Here is a 21,623-nt window from a genome sequence, read left to right on the forward strand (position 1 = left end):
TGATCAGATGACGTAGGATCGGAGCGGTTCGAAGCCGTTGAACGCCACCGCCGAATAGGTGGTGGTGTAGGCACCCGTGCCTTCGATGAGAATTTCATCACCGATGGTCAGCGAGAGCGGCAGCGGGTACGGCGTCTTTTCATAAAGCACGTCGGCGCTGTCGCAGGTCGGACCAGCCAGCACGCATGGTTCGGTTTCACTGCCGTCATGCGGGGTCACGATCTGGTAGCGGATCGCCTCGTCCATGGTTTCGGCCAGACCGCCGAACTTGCCAATGTCGAGATAGACCCAGCGCACATTGTCGTTGTCCGCCTTGCGGGAGACCAGAACCACTTCGGTCTTGATCACGCCTGCATTGCCGACCATGCCGCGGCCCGGTTCGATAATGGTTTCCGGGATACGGTTGCCGAAATGCTTGGACAGCGCATCGAAGATCGCCATGCCATAAGCCTGAGCGGTCGGTACGTCCTTGAGGTAACGGGTCGGGAAACCGCCGCCCATATTGACCATGCGCAGCACGATGCCTTCATCGGCAAGGGTGCGGAACACCGAAGCCGCATCGCCAAGCGCGCGATCCCATGCGGAGAGGTCCGTCTGCTGCGAGCCGACATGGAACGACACGCCATAGGAATCGAGGCCGAGCGACTTTGCATGGCGCAGAACGTCGATGGCCATGGCAGGCACGCAGCCGAACTTGCGCGACAGCGGCCATTCGGCGCCTTCACCGTCGGTCAGCACACGGCAGAACACGCGGCTACCGGGAGCGGCGCGGGCAACTTTCTCGACTTCTTCAACGCAATCGACCGCATAAAGGCGGATGCCCAGCTCGAAAGCGCGCGCGATATCGCGCTCCTTCTTGATGGTGTTCCCATAGGAGATACGGTTAGGCGTGGCGCCGGCTTCCAATGCCATTTCGATTTCGGCAACCGAAGCGGTATCGAAGCAGGAGCCAAGCGAAGCGAGCAGGCGCAGGATTTCCGGCGCAGGATTTGCCTTCACCGCATAGAAGATGCGCGAATAGGGCAAAGCCTTCTCGAAGCTCTGATAGTTGTCACGCACGACGTCGGTGTCGACGACGAGGCAGGGACCGTCCGGACGGCGGGTGTTGAGGAAGTCGATGATACGCTGCGTTGCCATGGTCGTTCTCCCGCACGGCTTATCTGTTGCCGTATCTAAGGGACAAAGTGTGCATGAACGCATCCGCCGTGAGGCCAGCCTTTGGAGGTGCTGATGTCACGCGAAAACTCATGCGGCGATGGAACAACGCTAGATTCGCGTTACTCCGCTTTGTCTGCCTTGGATTGGAATTGGAGAACCGCATCCGCACTTCTGGCAATGAAGGTGTGCCTCTTCAGTAATTTCGGCTTTTGGACAGCCGAAAGACACTAGAAAGGCCCGCACCGTCGTTGCTTCAAGATGTCCTCGATCTGGCGGTTGGCCAACAGATCGACTGGAGCGGTTAGGTCCAGGTACCGTACCGAATTCCTCACCATTCGAGGATCGGCGGACACCCACAGGCACGTGCGACTTTGGGCAAGCGCGATATAAGCGCAAAGTCGTGTCCATTCAATGACAAAAATTTCGTTGAGCGAATTTATTTTTGGCCGGATCGCGTTGAACGACACGCTTGCCATTGTTCAATATAAGTGAAACATTCTCCATCCAAACCTGCCTCGAAAGAGCGTAAACAACCCGTTAATTGCTGTATGTTGTGAACAATGGCCCGTTTCGATCCCTTCAACGCCATCATTGCAAAACCGGAAGAACCGCCTGTTCACGCATCGAGTGGGCCGCTTAAAAGTGAACGGCTGGCCGTAAAAGACATTTATGACGTCGCCGGAATGGTGACCGGATGCGGCAATCCGCAGATCGAGGCCGAATCACCTCAAGCCGAAAGATCGGCTCCGGTGGTGGCGAGGCTTCTCGCCGCCGGTGCCGAATTTGTCGGCAAGGCCCAGACCGACGAACTTGCCTTTTCCCTGATGGGGCAGAATTCGCATTTCCCCTATCCTATTAATCCTGCAGCACCGGATCGCGTTACCGGCGGCTCATCGTCCGGTTCGGCTGCGGCGGTGGCCAGCAAGCTTGCCGATATCGCGCTCGGCTCCGATACGGGCGGCTCCATCCGGGCACCCGCGAGCTTTTGCGGTCTCATCGGCCTACGCACTACCCATGGTCGCATTCCGCTCGAAGGCATCATGCCGCTCGCACCCTCGCTCGATACCATTGGATGGTTTGCACGCGATATCGACCTTTATGACCGCGTTGGCTCTATCCTGCTTGGCGACGACGCGCAGGAATTCAGCCTGACGCAGCTTCGCTATATGCCGGTTCTGGAGCAGCTTCTGCTCAGCCAGGAAGAAACTGACGCCTATCGCACCATGTTCGCCAATGTGCGCCCACACTTCTCGGGTCTCAAGGCGGCGAGCCAGCCGACGCTCTCGATAGACGAACTCTATCTGGTCTTCCGTCACATACAGGGTGCGGAAGCCTGGGCGACGCATGGCGACTGGATTTCTTCGGGTGATCGCAAGCTCGGCCCCGGCGTTGCCGACCGTTTCGCCTTCGGGGCGGACATCGCCGCTGATCTCGTTGCCCGCCAGCGTGTGCGGCGAGCACATTTTTCGCAGGAACTAGAACAGATTATCGGCAATGATGCCGTGCTGGCACTGCCGACCGTGCCGGGTGCTGCTCCGCTGGCAAAGGAGCCTTTCGAAACCTTGCAGGCCTATCGCGAACAGGCTTTGCGCCTGCTCTGTCTTTCCGTGCTTTCCGGCCTGCCGCAAATCACATTGCCATTGGGGCAGGTGCAGGGCGCACCTTTCGGCATTTCCTTCATCGGGCCACGCGGCAGCGACCGGGCGCTGATCGCACTGGCCAGAAATATCATCGGGAAGCGAGACTAGACCATGGATACCCTCACACGTATGCGCGCCTTCATCGACGTGGTCGAGGCGGAAGGCTTTTCCGCCGCGGCGCGAAAAATCGGGCGCTCCAAGGCACTGCTTTCCAAATATGTGCGCGAACTGGAAGACGAGCTGGGCGCACGCCTTCTCAACCGCACCACGCGGCAATTCTCGCTCACCGAGGCCGGGCACACCTATTATCACCGCGCGGTGGAGATCATCCGCGAGATCGACGCGCTGCAGGATGCCGTCAGCGAAACCAGCTCGGATGCACGCGGACGCATCAAATTGTCAGCGCCGCGCACTTTTGCCGATGCGGTCATCGGTCAGTCACTCATTGATTTCTGCCTCGCACATCCGGAAATCGTGCTCGATGTGCGACTGGATGATCGCTTTGTCGATCTGGTGGAAGAAGGCTTCGATCTTGCAATCCGTATCACGCGGTTGCAGGATTCTTCCCTCATTGCCAAGCGCCTCTCGCCCTTCCACTCCATCCTGTGCGGTGCGCCGGAACTGATTGCCCGCGTCGGCAAACCCGAACGTCCCGAAGATCTAGCCGACCGGCCTTGCATCATCGACACCAATGCACGCTCGCGCAACAACTGGCATTTCCGCAATACGGACGGTTCGATGATGACGGTTCCCGTCAACGGTCCGATTGAGGTGAACAGTCCGGTTGCAACCAAGAACGCTGCACTCGCCGGTCTTGGTTTCTGCATGCTGCCCGCGTTCATTGCAGAAGAAGAAATCGAGCATGGCAGGCTCGTCGCCTGTCTGGACGAGTTCATCGTGAGGGATGGCGGCATCTATGCGGTTTATCCGCATCGGCGCTATCTGCCCGCGAAAATCCGCGCACTGGTGGATTTTCTGACCCAATGGTTCAAAGAGCGGGAGTAGAGTGCTCCAGCGTCGCACTTTCGCCGCCTTCAGGCATAAGCGTGGGCAAACTCTAACGGAAAGTTTTATGCTGGTTTCGTCGTCTTGGCTCAAAAGCAGGTTCGTCCGGGCTGCCGCAACTGTGCTGCTGGCCGGGCTGCCGACGGCTGCGCTGGCCCATCCGCATGTCTTTGCCGAAGCACGGCTGGAGCTAGCCATCGCGCCCGACGGCACAGTTAAGCAGCTTGCGCATGTGTGGCGTTTCGACGATGTTTTTTCCTCCACCGTTTTGATGGAATTCGACAAGAACGGCGATCTGCAGCTCGACAAGAACGAGTTGATCGACCTTGCCCATGTCATCAATGGCTCAATTGCCGAATTCAAATATTTCCAGACCGTGCTGGACAACGGCAAGGACGTGAAAATGGCAAGGCCAACCGATCTTGCCGCGGATTTCACCGACAATCGTTTGCTCATCATCTTCACAAGCAAGCCCGAAAAGCCGTTGAAGCTGGCGCCCGGTCACAAGGTCAGCTTCGGTGTCTACGACCCCACCTTCTATACGGCCATCGATTACATGAACGACAGCGATCTGGTTGTGAAGGGCCTGCCTACAGGCTGCGCCTCCAAGGTGGTGCGACCCGATCCGGATGAGGCGCTCGCCCAGAACCAGGCGACACTGACCGATGCCTTCTTCAACGATCCGATGGGCACGGACATGTCGAAAATATTCGCAACCCGTCTCGAAATTGATTGCGCGGAGAAAGGAAAGACAGGCTGATGAGAAAACCGGCTACCCTTATTCTAACCCTCTGTCTTACGATGATTGTTGTGCAAGCCTATGCGCAATCATCGCTCGGCATTGGCGCGAATGAGGTGGCGATGAAGCCGACCGGGCCTTTCGCACATATCATTCTCTGGATGAATGAGCAGCAGCGCACATTCTACCTCGCCATGACCAACGCTCTGAAAGCCATGCGTGAGGATCCGTGGCAAGCTTCGGTTCTGGTCGGGCTTTCCTTTATCTATGGCATTTTTCATGCAGCAGGTCCCGGCCATGGCAAGGCCGTCATCTCCTCCTATATGATCGCCAATGAAACGGCACTTCGGCGCGGCATATTCCTGTCGTTCATTTCATCGCTTTTGCAGGCGATCATGGCCATCGCTGTGGTTGGCCTCGCATGGTTCCTGTTGCGCGGCACCGGCATTTCCATGAACCAGACCGCCCGCTACATGGAAATCGCCAGTTTTGCGCTTGTCCTGTTTTTTGGCCTCTGGCTTCTGGCGCGCAAGCTACCGCAGCTTTTCAAGAAGCGCGACGATGCAGGCCCCGCCGCATCGCTTTTCGCCACAGCACCCGAACCGGCAATGGCTTCCGGCCCGGCATGGCAGGGCAGTATTTCGCAAGCGACCCGCGCGGCTGCGACCGCCAGTACGGTCAAGCTCAATTACAAGCCCGCAGCCGCCACGGCAGCGGATCACATCTTCATCGGCGAAGGTGATGTGTGCGCAGCGTGCGGCAACGCCCATATTGCCGATCCATCGACGCTGGGCGACGATTTCAACTGGAAGACAGCCTGGTCGGCGATTTTCTCGGTGGGCCTGCGCCCCTGCTCCGGCGCGCTGATCGTGCTGACATTTGCGCTGTTGAACGGCCTGATGGTCGGCGGGCTTCTCTCGGTTTTCGCCATGGCCTTCGGCACATTCATCACCGTGGCGGTTCTCGCCACGCTCGCCGTCACCGCCAAGAACACGGCCTTGCGCTTTGCGGGCAGCAAGGCCATGTCGGGTCGCCTGAAAGCGGCAATCGAAGTTACCGCCGCGCTGTTTATCGCGCTGACGGGCGCATTGCTGCTCAGTGCCTCACTGGTTGGCTAATCCTTATTCTGGCGGCGCGAGCGCAGCCAGAAAATCGCGAAGAAGCCAAGAACGAAAACAATCGGGAAAATGATCGCCGCGATTTGCGAGCGTTCGCCCAGAGCCAGCATGATGCTGGGCACGAAATAGGCAAGCACCCCGAAGCCGATCAGGATGATGGCGGCGGCGATTGCCGGATTGCTCTTCTTGCCGTCAGCCACGATCACGAAACTCCTCCAGCCTTTTCTTCTGCTGGCCGTCACTATCAAAGTTTTCCGGCGCAAGCCATGCCTGATAGGCTTTTCTCAAGGCAGGCCATTCGCTGTCGAGAATGGAAAACCACGCCGTATCACGGTTCTTGCCCTTTGCCACCATATGCTGACGGAAAACTCCTTCAAACTGAAAGCCGAACCGCTCGGCAGCCCGCTTTGAAGGTTCGTTTTCGTTGTGGCACTTCCATTCGTAGCGGCGATAGCCAAGCTCATCGAAAATATACTGCATGAACAGGAACTGCGCTTCCGTGGCTGCGGGCTTGCGTGAAATCAGCGGCCCCCAATAGATGCTGCCTATCTCGATAACACCATGGGTCGGATCGATGCGCATCAGCGCCTGCCGCCCGGCGACCTTGCCGCTTGCCTTGTCGACCACCGCGAAAAACATGGGATCGTCGCTTTTAGACGCCTTTTCCAGCCACGGCTCCAATTCGGCGCGCGTTACGGGCGGAGCTTCGAACAGCCATTTGAAACGCCGGTCCGCATCGGCAACCGAAGAAGCGGCGAAAAGCTCGTCCCCATGCCTCTCAGGGTCCAGCGGTTCCAGCCGCACATAGCGGCCTTCAAGCACTTTGCGTTCCGGCCTGGGGCGCGGCGTCCAGTTCTGCAAATCAGTCATGCTGTTCTCCCAACCGGGTAACAGGAGCATAAAACCCACCGGGCCGAAACCGGATTATTGTCCCCGCGTCATTTTTCCCGGATAGCCGCCCGATCCACCGAAACCGCCTTCACCAGCGCCACCACGTCGTCACCGGTGCGCAACGCCAGTTCGTCCACCGAACGCCGGGTCAGCCGCGCACCGAGACGCCGTCCCTGAAAGTCGAGCGAAACATAGGCATTCGGTCCCTCCCCCGCCTCGATGCCAATCACCTTGACGGGCAGAAGGTTGCGGATGCTGATCGCTTCGGGAACTTTCCGCGCAATCGAAACATCGCGGGCGCGCACGCGCAGCCGCACATGCATATCCTGTTTCAGCCCTGCATCGCTGAGCTGGAACGACGCGCCGCCAAGATCGATTTCCGCCAGCTTGTAGCGCTCGTCATAGGACGAAACCACCCCCTCCAGCAGCACACCGCCGCCTTCACCTTCCGCATCGATCAGCGGGAACACATCTGCCGCCGCCCCGCTTGCCGTCACCCGGCCAGCGGACAGAAGCACGATTTCATCGGCAAGCCGCGCGACTTCATCGATTTCATGGCTCACATAGACAATCGGAACATGGCTTTCATCACGAAGACGTTCGATGAAAGGAAGGATTTCCTGCCTGCGCGCATGGTCGAGCGAGGACAACGGCTCATCGAGCAGCAGAAGTGCGGGATCGGACAAGAGCGCCCGGCCAATGGCGACACGCTGACGCTCGCCGCCGGAAAGCGTCGATGGCCGCCTGTCGAGAAGATGGTCAATGCCGAGCAGCGCCACCACCTCGTCAAAGCTACGGGTAGCCTGTCTATGTCCGGCCCAACGCGCATAAGTCAGATTGCGCTTGACGCTCATATGCGGGAAAAGCCGCGCTTCCTGAAACACATAGCCGATGCGGCGCTTTTCTGGTGGCAGATTGATACCCTTTTCGGCATCAAACAGCGTGAAGTCACCGACGGCAATGCGTCCGCTCTCCGGACGAAGTGTTCCGGCAATCATTTTCAGAAGCGTCGTCTTTCCCGCGCCGGAATGGCCAAACAATGCAGTCACACCCCAGTCGGCAGCGAAATCGGCCTCGACAGGAAACCTGCCATTGCGCCCTTTGATCGAGACAGCAAGCCCGCTCATTTCGTTGCTCCTGCAAGCTTGCGCTGCAGCCATTCGGACAGGACCACGGCCACAATCGAGATAGCTGCAGATATGGCGATCAGGCGGAATGCCTCGGCATCGCCCGATGGGGTCTGCATCAGGGCATAAATGGCAAGCGAAAGGGTCTGCGTTTCACCCGGAATGTTGGAAACGAAGGTTATCGTGGCGCCGAATTCACCCAGCGCCTTGGCAAAGCCAAGCACTGCGCCTGCCAGCACGCCAGGCAGCAAGGGCGGCAGAATGACCGTGAAGAAGGCTGTGAACCGGTTGGCACCAAGTGTGCGCGCTGCTTCCTCAAGCCCGCGATCAAGCCCTTCTATCGAAAGCCTGATCGGACGAACGAGCAGCGGAAACGCCATAACACCGGCAGCAAGGGCCGCGCCCGTCCAGCGAAAAGAAAAGGAAAGGCCGAACCATTCCTGCAAAGGCGCGCCCAACGCTCCACGCGCCCCAAAAAGGATCAGAAGCAGATAGCCTGTCACCACCGGCGGCAGGACCAGCGGCATGGTGACGATGGCCTGCGCCAGCGACTTGCCCGGAAAATTGAACCGGGCAAGAATCCAGGCGACGATGAAGGCAGCCGGCAGAGCGACAATGATAGCTATTCCGGCAACCCGGAGCGACAGAGACACGATCTGCCAGACATTACTCTCAATCATCTTTGGCCATCATTATTCAGCAGCCTCTGCAGCTCCTACAAAGCCCTTGTCCTTGATGATCGCCTGACCGGCATCGCTTTCAAGGAACGCAAGGAAAGCCTTGGCAGCATCGGTTTTGTTCTTCGCAACGAGTGCCGCCGGGTAAAGGATCGGTGCGTGGTTGCTAGCAGGGAAGCGATAGGCTTCGACCAGTTCCGGTGCTGCGGCACGGTCCGACGCGTAGACGATGGCCGCCTTCACTTCGGCACGGCTGACATATTGCAGCGCAACGCGCACATTCTCGGCAAAGACCGCATTCTTCTCGACATCCTTCCAGATATCGAGCTTTTCAAGCGCCGCTTTGCCATATTTGCCAGCCGGGACATTCGATGGATCACCCATGGCAAAACGGCCCGCGCTCAGAAGCGCCTTGGCATCGCTCTTCGGCGTGTCCTTCTGCGTTGCGATCACCAGCGCATTGCCCGCAATGACCTTGCGCGAAGCTTTGTCGATGGCATCGGCCTTTTCGACATAATCCATCCAGTCGAGATCGGCGGAAATGAAAATCTGCGCCGGAGCGCCCTGCTCGATCTGCTTGGCCAGAACCGACGAAGACGCAAACGACGCCACCACTTCGGTGCCGTCCCTGGCCTTCATCTGCTTCGCGGCTTCCTCGATAACGTCCTTCATGCTGGCGGCAGCGAAAACGGTCACCTTCTCGGCAGCATGAGCAACCGACGCAGCACCCGCTGCAACGGTGATGAGAAACGCAGCGATGAGTTTTTTCATGAATGTCCTCCATAATGTCCGTAAGCCACGGACAAATCCATCATCCGCCGGAAAACCGGCGTTGTTTCTGTGCGAGCATTGGAGATTTCCAATACCCCGACTTGCGATGATGGGTGTGATGGAGGCAAACGCGACCCGGATGCCGTCAAACCCTTGATGCACGGGCGTCCATGCAAAAGCCGCCCAAAATTCCGTAACGAATTCAGATCGTTCCAGAACCCAAGTCACCATAATGCGGTGAAATCCGTTTGACCAGCCCTATGACGAGCATGCGGCATCAGCTACCGATATGTTTGTGCGCCCCGCGCAGTTCGGCAAGCTTTACCTGCTTCTGGCGCTCCGCATAACGCGCACGATCTTCTGGCGTGCGTTCGTCATAACAACCGGCACAGGAAACGCCTTCCTCGAAAAACTGCGAAAGCTTGTCTTCGGGCGAAATCGGACGACGGCAGGCACGGCAAAGTTCAACGTCGCTTTCAGCAAGGCCGTGGCCAACGGCTACGCGCTCGTCGAACACGAAGCACTCACCGTTCCACATGCTGTCTTCACGCGGGATTTCTTCGAGATATTTCAGGATACCGCCCTTGAGATGGAAGACATCATCAAAGCCCAGCCCCTTGACGAAGGCCGTCGCTTTTTCGCAACGAATTCCCCCAGTGCAGAACATAGCGATCTTCTTGCCTTCCAGCTTGTCGCGGTTCTGTTCAACCCACTCAGGAAACTCACGGAATGTCTTGGTCTGCGGATCGAGCGCCCCTTCGAATGTGCCGATGGCATATTCATAATCGTTGCGCGTATCGACAACGACAGTGTTTTCATCGGCAATCAGGGCATTCCAGTCCTGCGGCGCGATATAGGTGCCAACGCTTTTCAGCGGATCAATGCCATCGACACCCATGGTGACGATCTCGCGCTTCAGCCGCACTTTCATGCGATGGAACGGCATTTCGCTCGCATGGGAATATTTGAGTTCGGGCTTGGCCAGACCGGGGATGGTAGTGATGTGCTGCACGAGTTTCTCAATCGCCTCGGCAGTGCCTGCAACAGTTCCGTTGATGCCTTCCGCCGCCAGAAGCAACGTTCCCTTGATACCATTCGAGCAGCAAAGCTGAGCCAGCGGCTCGCGCAGGCTTTCATATTGCGGCAGCGGCGCAAAGCAATAAAGGGCGGCAACGGTGAAAGGCAGATTGCTCATCGGTCCAGTCTTCTTTGAAAATTCATCCCGCAACTAATCCCCACAAACGGCGAATTCAAGTCAACTTTATCCTCATGCGGCCAAGTCGCCTCAAAATTCACCTCGAGACGCAACTTTTCGAGGAGAGATACATGTTCGACAGTCAGATGATCGCAGCCCTGACGGCGATGGCAAACGAGGTGGAGATCGATCCGGCGGCTTTGCTGGCAATTGCGGAAGTGGAAAGCGGCGGGCGGGCGCTGTTTGATATCAACGGAAGCAAGGAACCGGCCATCCGGTTCGAAGGACATTATTTCGACCGCAGGCTGTCCGGTCGCCTGCGCGACTATGCCAGGAGCAACGGGCTGTCGGCGCCAGTCGCAGGCCAGATACGCAATCCGAAATCGCAAGCCGCACGCTGGCTTCTGCTTGAACGTGCGATGGGCTTGAGCAAAAAGGCAGCGCTTGAATCCACATCCTGGGGGTTGGGGCAGGTCATGGGTGCACATTGGGAATGGCTTGGCTATCGCACCGTCGACGATCTTGTGGCGGAAGCGCGCGGATCGGTTGCCGGGCAGGCGCGGCTGATGCTGCGCTTCATCGAAAAGGCGGAGCTTCTTGAAGTGCTAGGGGCCTGCAATTGGCGCGAGTTCGCCCGACGCTATAATGGTCCGGCTTTTGCCCGCAACAAATATGACCAGCGTATGGCTGAAGCCTATCGGCGCTGGCAAAAGCAGCTCGACAGTTCTAAAAAGGCTGCGTAAATACGCCTCTTTCGGTGGTGGACAAACCGCCAAGGGAGATTTAAATCGATTTATACGGACGGAGCACCCTTTACCTTGATTGTAGCGGATGCTCCATCCATTTGTCCTGAAGCCGCGCATTCCGCCAATAATATGCGCCCAACAGCCGAGCAAGCCGATGTCCCAGAAAACCGATCTTCTCGTCCCCATCATGACAGGCCAGCCGGTCATTCCGGTTCTGTTGATCGACAAGGTGGAACATGCTGTTCCGCTGGCGCGCGCGCTTGCCAAGGGAGGACTGCCCGCCATCGAGATCACCCTGCGCACGGCAGCAGCACTTGATGCCATCCGCGCGGTTGCATCGGAAGTGCCGGAAGCAATCGTCGGCGCTGGCACGATCCTCAATGCGAAACAATATGAGGATGCAGCGAAGGCCGGTTCGCGTTTCATTGTTAGCCCCGGTGCGACGAAATATATCGTCGCAGCCGCAAATGACAGCGACGTGCCGCTTTTGCCTGCCGCCATCACGCCGAGCGAAATGCTGGCGCTCCGCGAAGAAGGCTATACTCATCTGAAATTCTTCCCGGCCGAACAGGCAGGCGGCGCATCGTTCCTGAAAGCGCTTTCCTCTCCGCTGGCCGGAACCGTTTTCTGCCCAACGGGCGGCATCAGCCTTGCAAATGCCAGGAATTATCTGTCGCTGCCGAACGTTGTCTGCGTCGGCGGTTCCTGGGTCGCACCGAAAGAACTCGTCGAGGCCCACGACTGGGATGCGATCACCGACCTTGCAAGCGAAGCAGCTGATCTGAAAAGCTGAACAAGACCAGATAAGAATGCAAAAAGGGGCCTCAACGGCCCCTTTTCTTTTGGAGTTGTCAACGGACCGATGGATCAGTTGGTTTCGGTGAACTTCGCCACTGTCAGGAAGGTAACGGCATTGCCGCTAAATTGGTTGGCGCGTTCGGTCGGCAGATTGCCGCGCTGGAAACCCGCCGTATAAACCATGGCCGGTGCCGACCGGAGCGCGTCGTTGCGGAGAACCGGATTGGTTACCGGCACCGCGCTGGAAACGGATTCCGTCGACATGGCGACTTCCGACGTCGGCATTACTGCCGGCTGAACGACTGCACGCGGCTTGGACTGAGCCCTGGCCACATAACGCCCGCCCTTCGCAGTGGTGCGAACGCCCGTTTCAGCTGCCTTGCCGATCGCTGCGACCTGTTTATGGACTGCAGCAGACGCGGTTGCCGTGGGCTTGGTCGGCGCTGTGCGGGCAACCGAGGCCGTCTGCACCGGTGCCGGAGCCTGTTTCGGCGCCGTGTCTGCAACCGGCTTGCTGTCATAATAGTCGTCGGAAGGCGGCGCTATCAGCTCGCCGATTTCATCCTTCTTGGATAGAAGGGCAAGCTGCGTATTGGCACGCGGCGCTTCCTTCGGCAGCGGGAAAGCTGCCGTTTCACCCGGCTGCGGCACAGTCACGTCGCCGGCATCGGCAACCTGGGTCGGTTCGGTCTGCTCGCGATTGACCAGCGCAGCAATTGCATCCTGACCGCTTGCGGCAGGGTTTTCACCCGGACGTGTTGGACGCGCCGACGGGACCACCGCGGTGGCAAGCTGCATATTATCCGTCTCAAGTTGCGGACGGGCCGACGGGATCGGAACAAAACCGTTCATCAATGACGAAGGCGTACCAGCATTGGCAACCTGTACCGTGTTCGCATCCACGGCCGCGCGGGCAGCAGCGGCAGCATCGGCGGCAGGTTCGGCCGCAGCGAGCGCCACGGCGTCCTGCGGCGCCATTGCCGGTTTGCGCGCCGGGATCGGAACATTGAGCGCAGCAACCGGAACTTCGACTGAGGCCTGTGCTTGGGCCTGGGCATCAAGGCCTGCTTCCGGACGCGGTGCCTGCATTGGAAGCGGAGCATCACGGGCAGGCAGAGCAGCAACCATGGTTTCACGTGGCTGCTGGACCGGCTCTTCCGGCACCGCTGCCGGAGCCTGACGTGCCGGCGCTGCGCGAGCCGGACGTGCCGTCGCCGGTGGAGCGCTCACATCACCAGTATCTTCTTCTTCATCGGCTCCGCCGCCAAACAGCGCACCGAACAGGCTCTTGCTGCGGCGCGGGGCGGAATTGCTGGCCACCATGACCTCGCCCCCGCCAGCCTTCCGCTTCTCGATCATGGCCAATGCCTGCTCGTAGCCGGGCAACGGCTTGCCGTCTGCAGGAAGGTGAGCGGTCTTGCCATCCGGAAACAACGCGAGCAACTCGCGGCGGCTCATGCGCGGCCAGGAGCGAACATTGCCGACATCCATATGGACGAATGGCGAACCGGAGCGCGGATAATAGCCGACGCCACCGATCTGATAGCGCATGCCGATGCCGCGCAGCTTCGCCAGCGGAACGCCGGGGATGTAAAAGTCCATCGCGCGGCCCAGCATGTGCTGGCTCTTCTTGGCAACCCCGGTATTCTTGGAGCGCGAACGCAGCATGGCATTTGTGGCTGGCGAACGATAAGCGGAAACGACGGTGATATACTGGCTCGATCCGGTGGAACGATAGACCTGCCAGACCAGATCAAACAGGCGTGGGTCCATCTTGGTCGGCTCGTTACGGCGCCAGTCGCGCAGGAAAACGTTGAGCTTTTTCAAACCCTGCGCATCAAAGCGACCGTTTCTCTTGAAGACGATTTCCGCCTTTTCGCCGGTATGAACGTAATAAAGCTTGAGAGAGCGCGTTTCGGCCGAAGCCTGCGAAGGAGACAGCGCCATGAGAACCGCAGCAGCGGCAAGGGCAGACGGAATGGATGCAGATACCTTCATCTTGGCCTTCATCCCGGTCCAAACCTTCGCAAAGCGCGCTTTAATGGTCGATATGCTGTTCATCGAATCGTATCGCCTTACCGTTTTCCGCCCCAGAGGCATTCTCATGGCATCCCTTGGGACGTTCTTTGTGATGCCACAAAAAGCCTGCGTCCCAGTTCTGCTCGAGCTCCGATTGTCGGATTTAATGGTTAATGGACGCTTAGTGAACAACAAATGAGGAAACACCATGGCAAAAAAGCCACACATGTGCACCTATTTTCGCCATGGTAAAAAAATTATTAACAGTCTTTAATCCGCAACACTACCTGCAAAAGGCGACAGCCATCCTATTATAAATTATTGAAATTCTATTAGTTATATGCTGTTGCGTCAGCTGGCGGCACGGTTGAAAGGAGTGGCTTCACCCTCGTCCTCATCGCCTGATCCCTTGCCGGAGATCGATGCCACATCGATGCCATATTCCTTCAGCTTCCGGTAAAGCGTGGTTCTCCCGATACCCAGACGCCGTGCAACTTCGCTGATCTGGCCGTCATAATGAGCAATCGCGAACCGGATCATCTCCTCCTCGGCCGCGGCAAGCGTGCGAACTTCACCTGCTCCATCGATCCCGCTGAACAAACCTGCCGAAGCACTCACACTTGGATCGTGATCGACAAGCTTGAACCGCGCGGACTGCTGTGCCGCCCTTGCCGGTTCATTCCCTGCACCGATCTGCGCGAAGTCAGCCGCCGTCAGTTCGCCGGTCTCGCAGAGAAGTACCGCGCGATAAACAGCGTTCTTCAGCTCCCGCACATTGCCGGGCCAGTGATAGGTTTTCAGCTTTTCCAGCGCATGCGTAGTGATGCCGGTTATATGCCCCATCCGCTCTTCACTGACATAGAGCATCATGAACTGGTGCAGCAGGATCGGAATATCTTCCAGGCGGTTACGCAGCGGTGGCATGGTGACGGCAAAGGAGCCGAGCAGATGATAAAGACCGGCATGGAATCGCCCCATAGAGACGAGATCGGCCAGGAGCCGGCTGTTCGAGGCCATGATTCGGGCATTGGAAAGCGTGCGCTCGCCTCCGCCGCCAGCCTCGAACTGCCCGGACTGCATGGCAGCAAAAAGCTTGATCTGTGTATGACGCGGCAACGCCCCAACTTCATCGAGAAAAAGTGTACCCCCATCGGCTTCAGCAAGCCTCCCGATGCTACGGATGGCATCTTCTTCGCGACGATCGCGCCGAGCAGCAGAGACACCAAAGAAAACCTCGTCGGCATTATCCACAGTCAGGCTGCGGCAATCGACGGTCACGAACGGGCCGCGCCAACGAGCACCACCGCTGCAAATGGCACGTGCCAGCGTCTCCTTGCCGCTACCGGGCTCTCCCTCGATCAGTAGTGGGGCATCCAGCGCCGAAGCCCGTCGCGCCAGAATACTGACCCGCTCCATTTCGGGGCTTTTTATCGCCATGTCGGAAAGCGTCAGGTGAGCTTTCAAAGAAGACCGGGCTCGGCGGATTTCCTGCGTCAGCGCATCAATCTTCAGGACATTGGAAACTGAAACCTGCACACGCTCGAAGACTACTGGCTTGGTCACGAAATCGACCGCGCCAAGCTTCATTGCTTGCAGAACCGGCTGAAGATCATCGTTTTGGACCAGAACGATGGCGGGAACATTATTTCCAGCTTCGCGCATCCGGCGCAATACGGTCAGGCCGTCCATGTCAGGCATCGACAGATCGAGCAGCATCAGGATTATGTCCTTGCGCTGACTTACAAAGCCGAGCGCACTCGCTCCGCCATCGGCAAGGATGGTCCGATAGCCCATACGCATGACTATCGCTTCCAGATTGCGGCGATGAATCGGATCGTCATCCGCTATGAGTATGCGCGTGGCCATTAAGAGCTATCATCAACCTATGGAGTTCCCACGCCCAAAATATTTAAACAGTTTAAATGTCTCAATATTCCAGGCGCGTCATTTGGCGCCAAGCCTTCATTGAATGCAAGGCACTAAAATGTGCCTGAGTACCCCATTCACAAAATTTGTATCCTGAATCCGCTTCGCAACTCAGACATTTGCCTTCCCATTATCCGGCGCTGGACGAGCGTTCACAAAATTTCGAAGCGCTTTTCCCACCTCTTGGCGATCCAGACAAGACATGCGAGAAGAAGCCCAACAGAACGGTTCCGGTTAACGCGAAATCGTGGAGCCGCTCTATCTCTTTGTTTGAATGCATTGTCCGACGAAAAACCGCTTCGCACTTTGCCGGAAATGCTCTTGGAGAATATTCATGACCCGCTTTTCAGAACCCGTTTCCTTCATCAAGGTTTTACACGCACCTGTCGGCGATGCGGCTGCGGCCGAAAAGATTGATCTCGGCACCCTGCCGGAGTGGAATCTCGGCGACCTTTATCCGTCTGCGGATAGTGTAGAACTGAACAACGACATCGAAAAGGCCATGAAGGATGCAGCGGCTTTCGAGGAACGCTGGAAGGGCAAGCTTGGCGACGAAGCAGCCAAGGCCAATGGCGGAAATTTTGCCGATGCTGTTCTGGAATTCGAGGCGCTGGACGAACTGATGGGCCGGATCGGCTCCTTCGCGGGCCTCTATTACTATGGCGACACGTCTGATCCGAAGCGCATGAAGCTTTTCGGCGACGTGCAGCAAAAGCTGACCGACGCCAGCACCCATCTCATTTTCTTCAGCCTGGAACTCAACCGCATCAATGATGCTGTTCTGGAAAAGGCGATGAGCGACAATGCGGCCATCGGTCATTACCGTCCATGGCTGACCGATCTTCGCCTGGACAAGCCTTATCAGCTTGATGACAAGCTGGAACAGCTTTTCCACGAAAAGTCGATCACCGGCTATAGCGCCTGGAACCGGCTGTTCGATGAAACCATGTCGGGTCTTCGCTTTGAAATCGACGGCAAGGAACTCAGCATCGAGCCGACGCTGAACATGCTTCAGGATGCCGATGGCGCCGTGCGCAGAAAGGCATCGGAAGCGCTGGCGAAGACCTTTGCGGCCAATCTACGCACATTCACGCTGATTACCAACACACTCGCCAAGGATAAGGAAATATCCGATCGCTGGCGCGGTTTTCACGATATCGCCGACAGCCGCCACCTCGCCAACCGCGTTGAACGCGAAGTGGTGGACGCGCTCGCCAAGGCGGTGGAGGACGCCTATCCCCGCCTTTCGCACCGTTATTATGCCTTGAAGGCCAAGTGGCTCGGCCTTGAAAAGCTTGAAAACTGGGACCGCAACGCGCCGCTGCCGGAAACCCCGCAAGCGTTGATCCCTTGGGATGAAGCGCGTGAAACCGTGCTTTCCGCCTATGGCAATTTCGCGCCGGAAATGGCCGCGATCGCCAAAAACTTCTTCGATAAAAACTGGATCGACGCGCCGGTGCGCCCCGGCAAGGCGCCGGGCGCCTTCGCCCACCCGACCGTGCCGTCAGCGCATCCTTATGTGCTGCTCAACTATATGGGCAAGCCGCGCGATGTAATGACGCTCGCACATGAGCTTGGCCATGGCGTGCATCAGGTTCTGGCAGGCGGTCAGGGTGCACTGATGGCATCCACCCCGCTGACGCTTGCCGAAACGGCGTCCGTGTTCGGTGAAATGCTGACCTTCCGCTCGCTTCTGGAACGTACGAAGGACAAGCGCGAGCGCAAGGCCATGCTGGCGCAAAAGGCCGAGGACATGATCAACACGGTCGTGCGCCAGATCGCCTTCTACCAGTTCGAGCGCCGTGTCCATACCGAGCGCCGCGAAGGCGAACTGACCTCTGAGCGCATCGGCGAAATCTGGATGGATGTGCAGCGCGAAAGCCTTGGCGATGCGGTCAATCTCAATCCGGGCTATGAGACCTTCTGGACCTATATCCCGCATTTCATCCATTCGCCGTTCTATGTCTATGCCTATGCCTTCGGCGACTGCCTGGTGAACTCGCTCTATGCGGTCTACCAGAGCTCGGAAAAGGGCTTCCAGCAGAAGTATTTCGATATGCTCAAGGCTGGCGGCACCAAGCATCACAAAGAACTGCTTGCGCCCTTCGGTCTGGATGCAAGCGATCCGGAGTTCTGGAACAAGGGCCTGTCGGTAATCGAAGGCATTATCGACGAACTCGAATCCATGGAAGACTGAGCAAAAGCTGTGACCCGGCCGGGGAACAAACCACTTATTCTCTTTCGGGACGACAAGGCGGGCCGCGACGTGCTTTTCGCGGCTCCCTCGACGATTATCCGCGCCGACACGCCGGACGCGTTCGAACCCGCATGGGAAGCAATGCAGGCGGCGCACGAGGCGGGAAAATGGCTCGCGGGCTATCTTTCCTATGAGGCCGGCTATCTGCTGGAACCGAAGCTGAAACCGCTTTTGCCGGAGGGCCGCAAAGCGCCGCTTCTATGTTTCGGCGTGTTCGAGGGTCCGTCCGACGGGCAACTCCATACGCGCGAAAGCGACAACGCCACCTTTCTGCACGATCCCGTCGCACAATGGTCGTTCGAGGATTATGCCCCGCGCTTCGAGCGCCTGCACCGGCATTTGCGCGAAGGCGATTGCTATCAGGGCAACCTCACCTTTCCGATCCATGCCCGGTGGGGCGGCGACCCGCTGATCCTGTTCAACAGGCTCGCGAAACGCCAGCCGGTCCGCTACGCGACCTATTGCGATCTTGATGGACCGATCATCCTGTCACGCTCGCCGGAGCTTTTCTTCGAGGTCGATGGCGACGGATGGATTGAAACCCATCCGATGAAAGGCACCATGCCGCGCGGCGCGACGCCGGAAGAAGACGAGCGGAACCGGCAGTTTCTGCTGAACGATCCGAAAAACCGCGCCGAAAACCGCATGATCGTGGACCTGTTGCGCAATGACATTTCGCTCATCAGCGAAGTGGGGTCGCTGGACGTGCCGGAACTTTTCCGCATCGAAACCTATCCCACTGTCCACCAGATGGTCAGCCGCGTGCGGGCGAGGCTGAAGAAAAACCTGCCATTGCATTCGCTTTTTGCCGCCCTTTTTCCGTGCGGCTCGATCACCGGGGCGCCCAAGATCAGCGCCATGGAAATCCTCCGCAAGCTGGAAACCGGACCGCGCGACATTTACTGCGGGTCGCTCGGCTGGATCGAGCCCGGCGGGCGCATGCGTTTCAACGTTGCCATCCGGACGATCTCGCTTCTGGATAAAAATCGTGCGATCTTCAATGTCGGAGGTGGCGTGGTCTTCGATTCCACGGCGCAAGCGGAGTATGAGGAATGCCTTCTGAAAGCACGGTTCGCAGCATTGTAGAGCAGCAAGGGGCACAGGCTGTAACCATGGAACCGGATTACCAGCTGATCGAAACAATGCGCTGGGAACCGCTTTCAGGCGTTCTGCGCTTCGACCTGCACATGGCACGCCTCGAGAATTCCGCCCGTGAACTGGGTTTTTCCTGCGATATGGAAACCGTCCGACAGAAGGTTGTCGAAAGCGGAACCGGCGAACAAGCCCTCAAACTGCGTCTGACGCTCGCTCCAGATGGCATAGCGACGGTCTCAAGCATTCCTTACGAAACGCTGCCATCCCAAACGATCTGGCGGATCGCAATTGCGCGCACACATCTCGATCACAACGATCCACTGCTGCGCCACAAGACGACAAGACGACAGGCCTATATCGCCGCGCGCGAGGAATATTCTCCAGTGGAAGTCGATGAGGTCGTCCTGCTCAACGATCGCGGCGAAGTCTGCGAGGGGACCATCACGTCGATATTTCTCGATGTGGGTGGGACGACCTGCACGACGCCAGCGCTTTCCTGCGGTCTTCTCAACGGAGTGCTACGCCGCGAATTGTTGAAAAACAATGTCGTTGAAGAAGGTATCGTTACCGTCGATACACTCAGGAATGCGCGTAACATCCTCGTCGGCAATTCGCTGCGCGGCATGATCCGGGCAAGGCTCATCGAAAGCTGAAACACCAATATTCGTTAAACATGTATTGATGTCATAGGTTTGTGACGTTTCTTTCTTTTTATGAAGTTGTGTTATCGTTCCCGCGCGTAAGCTAGAGCGGTCCCGGTTTAAACGGAATCGTCGGAACCGCTCTAGCTATTTGTTTCACGCATTATCCGACGCAAAACCGCTTCGCACTTTTGCTGGAAATGCTCTAACCGGGATATGAATGGCCCGACACCGCAATTCTGCGGCTACCAAGAGGAAGAAAATGGCGAAAGCGAAATGGCAAGTCTATGGTGAGATAACCGGCCCCGTCATCATGATCGGCTTTGGGTCGATCGGGCGCGGTACCCTGCCGCTGATTGAACGTCATTTCAAATTCGACAAATCCCGCATGGTCGTGATCGATCCGAGCGAAGCCAACCGCAAGATCCTCGATGACAAGGGCATTCGCTTTCTCAAGGAAGCGATCACCAAGGACAATTACAAGAAGGTTCTCGGGCCTCTCCTGAAAGAAGCGGAAGGCCAGCCTTTCATTGTCAATCTTTCGGTCGATACCGGATCGCTCGATCTGATGCGTTACAGTCGCGAACATGGAGCACTTTATATCGACACGGTAGTGGAACCCTGGCTCGGCTTCTATTTCGATGAAAAAGCCGACAATGCCTCGCGCACCAATTATGCATTGCGCGAAACGGTTCGCGCCGAAAAGCGCAAGCACCCCGGCGGCCCGACCGCCGTTTCCTGCTGCGGCGCCAATCCGGGCATGGTCTCGTGGTTCGTCAAGAAAGCGCTTGTCGACCTTGCGAGCGAACTGAAACTCGACTTCACCGAACCGGCGGCAGATGACCGTCACGGCTGGGCGAAACTGATGAAGAAGGCTGGCGTCAAGGGTATCCACATCGCGGAACGCGACACCCAGCGCGCAAAAGAGCCGAAGCCTTTCAACACGTTCTGGAACACATGGTCGGTGGAAGGTTTCATCGCCGAAGGCCTGCAGCCGGCAGAACTTGGCTGGGGCAGCCATGAAAAATGGATGCCCAAGAATGCCCGCAAGCAGAAGAAGGGCAACAAGGCCGCGATCTTCCTCGAACAACCCGGCGGCAATACCCGCGTCCGTACCTGGTGCCCGACGCTCGGCGCGCAATATGGCCTGCTGGTCACGCATAATGAAGCGATTTCCATCGCCGATTTCTTCACCCTGCGCGACAAGAAGGGCAAGCTCGATTTCCGCCTGACCTGTCATTATGCCTATCATCCGAGCAATGATGCCGTTCTAGCACTTGATGAAATGTTCGGCGCGGGCGGCAAGGCACAGCCGGTGCAGCACGTTCTGGAAGAGCATGAAATTCTGGACGGCAGCGACGAACTCGGCGTTCTGCTTTATGGTCACGACAAGAACGCCTATTGGTACGGTTCGCAGCTGACCGTTGAAGAGGCGCGCAAGCTCGCGCCTTATCAGAATGCAACCGGACTGCAGGTTTCTTCGGCTGTTCTGGCAGGCATGGTCTGGGCACTGGAGAATCCGCAGAGCGGCATCGTCGAGACTGATGAAATGGATTATCGCCGCTGCCTTGAAGTCCAGATGCAATATCTGGGTCCTTTGAACGGATATTACACCGACTGGACGCCGCTGGAAGGTCGCGGTCACCTGTTCAAGGAAGGCCTCGACACCAAGGACCCGTGGCAATTCCGGAATATTCTGGTGCGCTAACTGAATAACTGCCCGGCAAAAATCGGGCAATTTTCATTGCGGCAGTTTCGCAACAATCACGTAATCCTCACAATGAGGGCTTGTTTTCATGCAAGTTTCAATACATCAAACT

Annotated in this window: 20 protein-coding genes; 11 read left to right on the forward strand and 9 right to left on the reverse strand. The window is 57.7% G+C overall.

Translation table 11 applies throughout. The annotated features are described in order from the left end of the window. Nucleotides 1–3: 3 nt before the first annotated feature. Nucleotides 4–1,137 (reverse strand): ornithine/lysine decarboxylase, encoded by a 1,134-nt coding sequence (odc2, locus tag JNC70_RS19840; protein ID WP_104756723.1) that lies wholly within the window; start codon nt 1,135–1,137, stop codon nt 4–6. 581 nt (nt 1,138–1,718) lie between these two features. Between odc2 and JNC70_RS19845 the strand changes: the two genes are divergently transcribed. The 4 genes from JNC70_RS19845 (at nt 1,719) to JNC70_RS19860 (ending at nt 5,660) form a co-directional block, all read left to right on the forward strand. Further along, complete coding sequence (locus JNC70_RS19845) at nt 1,719–2,906, forward strand: amidase (RefSeq protein ID WP_104756725.1); 1,188 nt, start codon at nt 1,719–1,721, stop codon at nt 2,904–2,906. A gap of 3 nt (nt 2,907–2,909) precedes the next feature. Continuing rightward, nucleotides 2,910–3,803, forward strand: a complete 894-nt coding sequence (locus JNC70_RS19850; RefSeq protein ID WP_104756726.1) for a LysR family transcriptional regulator — start codon at nt 2,910–2,912, stop codon at nt 3,801–3,803. Nucleotides 3,804–3,870: 67 nt separating this feature from the next. After that, on the forward strand, nt 3,871–4,563 hold the full coding sequence (locus JNC70_RS19855; RefSeq protein ID WP_104756727.1) for a DUF1007 family protein: 693 nt from the start codon (nt 3,871–3,873) through the stop codon (nt 4,561–4,563). Then, the gene (locus tag JNC70_RS19860) at nt 4,563–5,660 is read left to right on the forward strand and encodes a nickel/cobalt transporter (protein ID WP_104756728.1); all 1,098 of its coding nucleotides are present in this window, start codon (nt 4,563–4,565) and stop codon (nt 5,658–5,660) included. Before JNC70_RS19855 ends, JNC70_RS19860 begins: the two co-directional genes overlap by 1 nt. On the opposite strand, the gene JNC70_RS19865 is transcribed toward JNC70_RS19860, so the two are convergent. The 6 genes from JNC70_RS19865 to trhO form a co-directional block, all read right to left on the reverse strand. After that, complete coding sequence (locus JNC70_RS19865; RefSeq protein WP_104756729.1) at nt 5,657–5,866, reverse strand: hypothetical protein; 210 nt, start codon at nt 5,864–5,866, stop codon at nt 5,657–5,659. The genes JNC70_RS19860 and JNC70_RS19865 overlap by 4 nt on opposite strands. Then, the gene (locus JNC70_RS19870) at nt 5,853–6,530 is read right to left on the reverse strand and encodes a GNAT family N-acetyltransferase (protein ID WP_104756730.1); all 678 of its coding nucleotides are present in this window, start codon (nt 6,528–6,530) and stop codon (nt 5,853–5,855) included. The genes JNC70_RS19865 and JNC70_RS19870 overlap by 14 nt, the downstream gene beginning before the upstream one ends. Nucleotides 6,531–6,598: 68 nt before the next feature. Then, nucleotides 6,599–7,678: a molybdenum ABC transporter ATP-binding protein gene (gene modC, locus JNC70_RS19875; RefSeq protein ID WP_104756731.1), complete on the reverse strand. Its 1,080-nt coding sequence runs from the start codon at nt 7,676–7,678 to the stop codon at nt 6,599–6,601. Continuing rightward, the gene (gene modB, locus JNC70_RS19880) at nt 7,675–8,358 is read right to left on the reverse strand and encodes a molybdate ABC transporter permease subunit (RefSeq protein WP_104756732.1); all 684 of its coding nucleotides are present in this window, start codon (nt 8,356–8,358) and stop codon (nt 7,675–7,677) included. Before modB ends, modC begins: the two co-directional genes overlap by 4 nt. 12 nt (nt 8,359–8,370) lie before the next feature. Then, nucleotides 8,371–9,126 carry a molybdate ABC transporter substrate-binding protein gene (gene modA / locus JNC70_RS19885; RefSeq protein ID WP_104756751.1) on the reverse strand — a complete coding sequence of 252 codons (756 nt, stop codon included), beginning with the start codon at nt 9,124–9,126 and terminating at the stop codon, nt 8,371–8,373. Nucleotides 9,127–9,403: 277 nt separating this feature from the next. Beyond that, entirely contained in the window at nt 9,404–10,321 is a 918-nt protein-coding gene (gene trhO / locus JNC70_RS19890) for an oxygen-dependent tRNA uridine(34) hydroxylase TrhO (RefSeq protein WP_104756733.1), read from the reverse strand. Nucleotides 10,322–10,452: 131 nt separating this feature from the next. On the opposite strand from trhO, the gene JNC70_RS19895 reads away from it, so the two are divergent. Both JNC70_RS19895 and JNC70_RS19900 read left to right on the forward strand, forming a co-directional pair. Next, nucleotides 10,453–11,064 carry an N-acetylmuramidase family protein gene (locus tag JNC70_RS19895; protein ID WP_104756734.1) on the forward strand — a complete coding sequence of 204 codons (612 nt, stop codon included), beginning with the start codon at nt 10,453–10,455 and terminating at the stop codon, nt 11,062–11,064. Between the two features lie 157 nt (nt 11,065–11,221). Beyond that, nucleotides 11,222–11,860, forward strand: coding sequence for a 2-dehydro-3-deoxy-phosphogluconate aldolase (locus JNC70_RS19900; RefSeq protein ID WP_104756752.1), 639 nt, complete (start codon nt 11,222–11,224; stop codon nt 11,858–11,860). Nucleotides 11,861–11,934: 74 nt separating this feature from the next. Here JNC70_RS19900 and JNC70_RS19905 read toward each other — a convergent pair whose 3' ends face one another. Then, complete coding sequence (locus JNC70_RS19905) at nt 11,935–13,863, reverse strand: peptidoglycan L,D-endopeptidase MepK (protein ID WP_245414783.1); 1,929 nt, start codon at nt 13,861–13,863, stop codon at nt 11,935–11,937. Between JNC70_RS19905 and JNC70_RS19910 the strand changes: the two genes are divergently transcribed. Further along, complete coding sequence (locus JNC70_RS19910; RefSeq protein WP_167394081.1) at nt 13,844–14,083, forward strand: hypothetical protein; 240 nt, start codon at nt 13,844–13,846, stop codon at nt 14,081–14,083. The two genes, JNC70_RS19905 and JNC70_RS19910, sit on opposite strands and share 20 nt — an antisense overlap. Before the next feature lie 152 nt (nt 14,084–14,235). On the opposite strand, the gene JNC70_RS19915 is transcribed toward JNC70_RS19910, so the two are convergent. Then, the gene (locus JNC70_RS19915) at nt 14,236–15,750 is read right to left on the reverse strand and encodes a sigma-54-dependent transcriptional regulator (protein ID WP_104756736.1); all 1,515 of its coding nucleotides are present in this window, start codon (nt 15,748–15,750) and stop codon (nt 14,236–14,238) included. Nucleotides 15,751–16,144: 394 nt separating this feature from the next. On the opposite strand from JNC70_RS19915, the gene JNC70_RS19920 reads away from it, so the two are divergent. The 4 genes from JNC70_RS19920 (at nt 16,145) to JNC70_RS19935 (ending at nt 21,511) form a co-directional block, all read left to right on the forward strand. Then, the gene (locus JNC70_RS19920; protein ID WP_167394083.1) at nt 16,145–18,007 is read left to right on the forward strand and encodes a M3 family oligoendopeptidase; all 1,863 of its coding nucleotides are present in this window, start codon (nt 16,145–16,147) and stop codon (nt 18,005–18,007) included. A 9-nt stretch (nt 18,008–18,016) separates the two neighbouring features. Next, nucleotides 18,017–19,153: an aminodeoxychorismate synthase component I gene (locus tag JNC70_RS19925; protein ID WP_104756737.1), complete on the forward strand. Its 1,137-nt coding sequence runs from the start codon at nt 18,017–18,019 to the stop codon at nt 19,151–19,153. After that, nucleotides 19,120–19,815 carry an aminotransferase class IV family protein gene (locus JNC70_RS19930; RefSeq protein ID WP_104756753.1) on the forward strand — a complete coding sequence of 232 codons (696 nt, stop codon included), beginning with the start codon at nt 19,120–19,122 and terminating at the stop codon, nt 19,813–19,815. Before JNC70_RS19925 ends, JNC70_RS19930 begins: the two co-directional genes overlap by 34 nt. A gap of 250 nt (nt 19,816–20,065) precedes the next feature. Then, nucleotides 20,066–21,511 (forward strand): homospermidine synthase, encoded by a 1,446-nt coding sequence (locus JNC70_RS19935; protein ID WP_104756738.1) that lies wholly within the window; start codon nt 20,066–20,068, stop codon nt 21,509–21,511. Nucleotides 21,512–21,623: the final 112 nt, after the last annotated feature.

The organism is Brucella oryzae (assembly GCF_041929965.1).
GTDB classification, from domain to species: domain Bacteria; phylum Pseudomonadota; class Alphaproteobacteria; order Rhizobiales; family Rhizobiaceae; genus Brucella; species Brucella oryzae.

What these genes read in the sequence shown, in the direction of transcription:
- odc2 (WP_104756723.1), bottom strand. Translation starts at nt 1,137, where the DNA reads ATGGCAACGCAGCGTATCATCGACTTCCTCAACACCCGCCGTCCGGAC.
- JNC70_RS19845 (WP_104756725.1), top strand. Translation starts at nt 1,719, where the DNA reads ATGGCCCGTTTCGATCCCTTCAACGCCATCATTGCAAAACCGGAAGAA.
- JNC70_RS19850 (WP_104756726.1), top strand. Translation starts at nt 2,910, where the DNA reads ATGGATACCCTCACACGTATGCGCGCCTTCATCGACGTGGTCGAGGCG.
- JNC70_RS19855 (WP_104756727.1), top strand. Translation starts at nt 3,871, where the DNA reads ATGCTGGTTTCGTCGTCTTGGCTCAAAAGCAGGTTCGTCCGGGCTGCC.
- JNC70_RS19860 (WP_104756728.1), top strand. Translation starts at nt 4,563, where the DNA reads ATGAGAAAACCGGCTACCCTTATTCTAACCCTCTGTCTTACGATGATT.
- JNC70_RS19870 (WP_104756730.1), bottom strand. Translation starts at nt 6,530, where the DNA reads ATGACTGATTTGCAGAACTGGACGCCGCGCCCCAGGCCGGAACGCAAA.
- modC (WP_104756731.1), bottom strand. Translation starts at nt 7,678, where the DNA reads ATGAGCGGGCTTGCTGTCTCGATCAAAGGGCGCAATGGCAGGTTTCCT.
- modB (WP_104756732.1), bottom strand. Translation starts at nt 8,358, where the DNA reads ATGATTGAGAGTAATGTCTGGCAGATCGTGTCTCTGTCGCTCCGGGTT.
- modA (WP_104756751.1), bottom strand. Translation starts at nt 9,126, where the DNA reads ATGAAAAAACTCATCGCTGCGTTTCTCATCACCGTTGCAGCGGGTGCT.
- trhO (WP_104756733.1), bottom strand. Translation starts at nt 10,321, where the DNA reads ATGAGCAATCTGCCTTTCACCGTTGCCGCCCTTTATTGCTTTGCGCCG.
- JNC70_RS19895 (WP_104756734.1), top strand. Translation starts at nt 10,453, where the DNA reads ATGTTCGACAGTCAGATGATCGCAGCCCTGACGGCGATGGCAAACGAG.
- JNC70_RS19900 (WP_104756752.1), top strand. Translation starts at nt 11,222, where the DNA reads ATGTCCCAGAAAACCGATCTTCTCGTCCCCATCATGACAGGCCAGCCG.
- JNC70_RS19910 (WP_167394081.1), top strand. Translation starts at nt 13,844, where the DNA reads ATGGATGCAGATACCTTCATCTTGGCCTTCATCCCGGTCCAAACCTTC.
- JNC70_RS19905 (WP_245414783.1), bottom strand. Translation starts at nt 13,863, where the DNA reads ATGAAGGTATCTGCATCCATTCCGTCTGCCCTTGCCGCTGCTGCGGTT.
- JNC70_RS19915 (WP_104756736.1), bottom strand. Translation starts at nt 15,750, where the DNA reads ATGGCCACGCGCATACTCATAGCGGATGACGATCCGATTCATCGCCGC.
- JNC70_RS19920 (WP_167394083.1), top strand. Translation starts at nt 16,145, where the DNA reads ATGACCCGCTTTTCAGAACCCGTTTCCTTCATCAAGGTTTTACACGCA.
- JNC70_RS19930 (WP_104756753.1), top strand. Translation starts at nt 19,120, where the DNA reads ATGCCTTCTGAAAGCACGGTTCGCAGCATTGTAGAGCAGCAAGGGGCA.
- JNC70_RS19935 (WP_104756738.1), top strand. Translation starts at nt 20,066, where the DNA reads ATGGCGAAAGCGAAATGGCAAGTCTATGGTGAGATAACCGGCCCCGTC.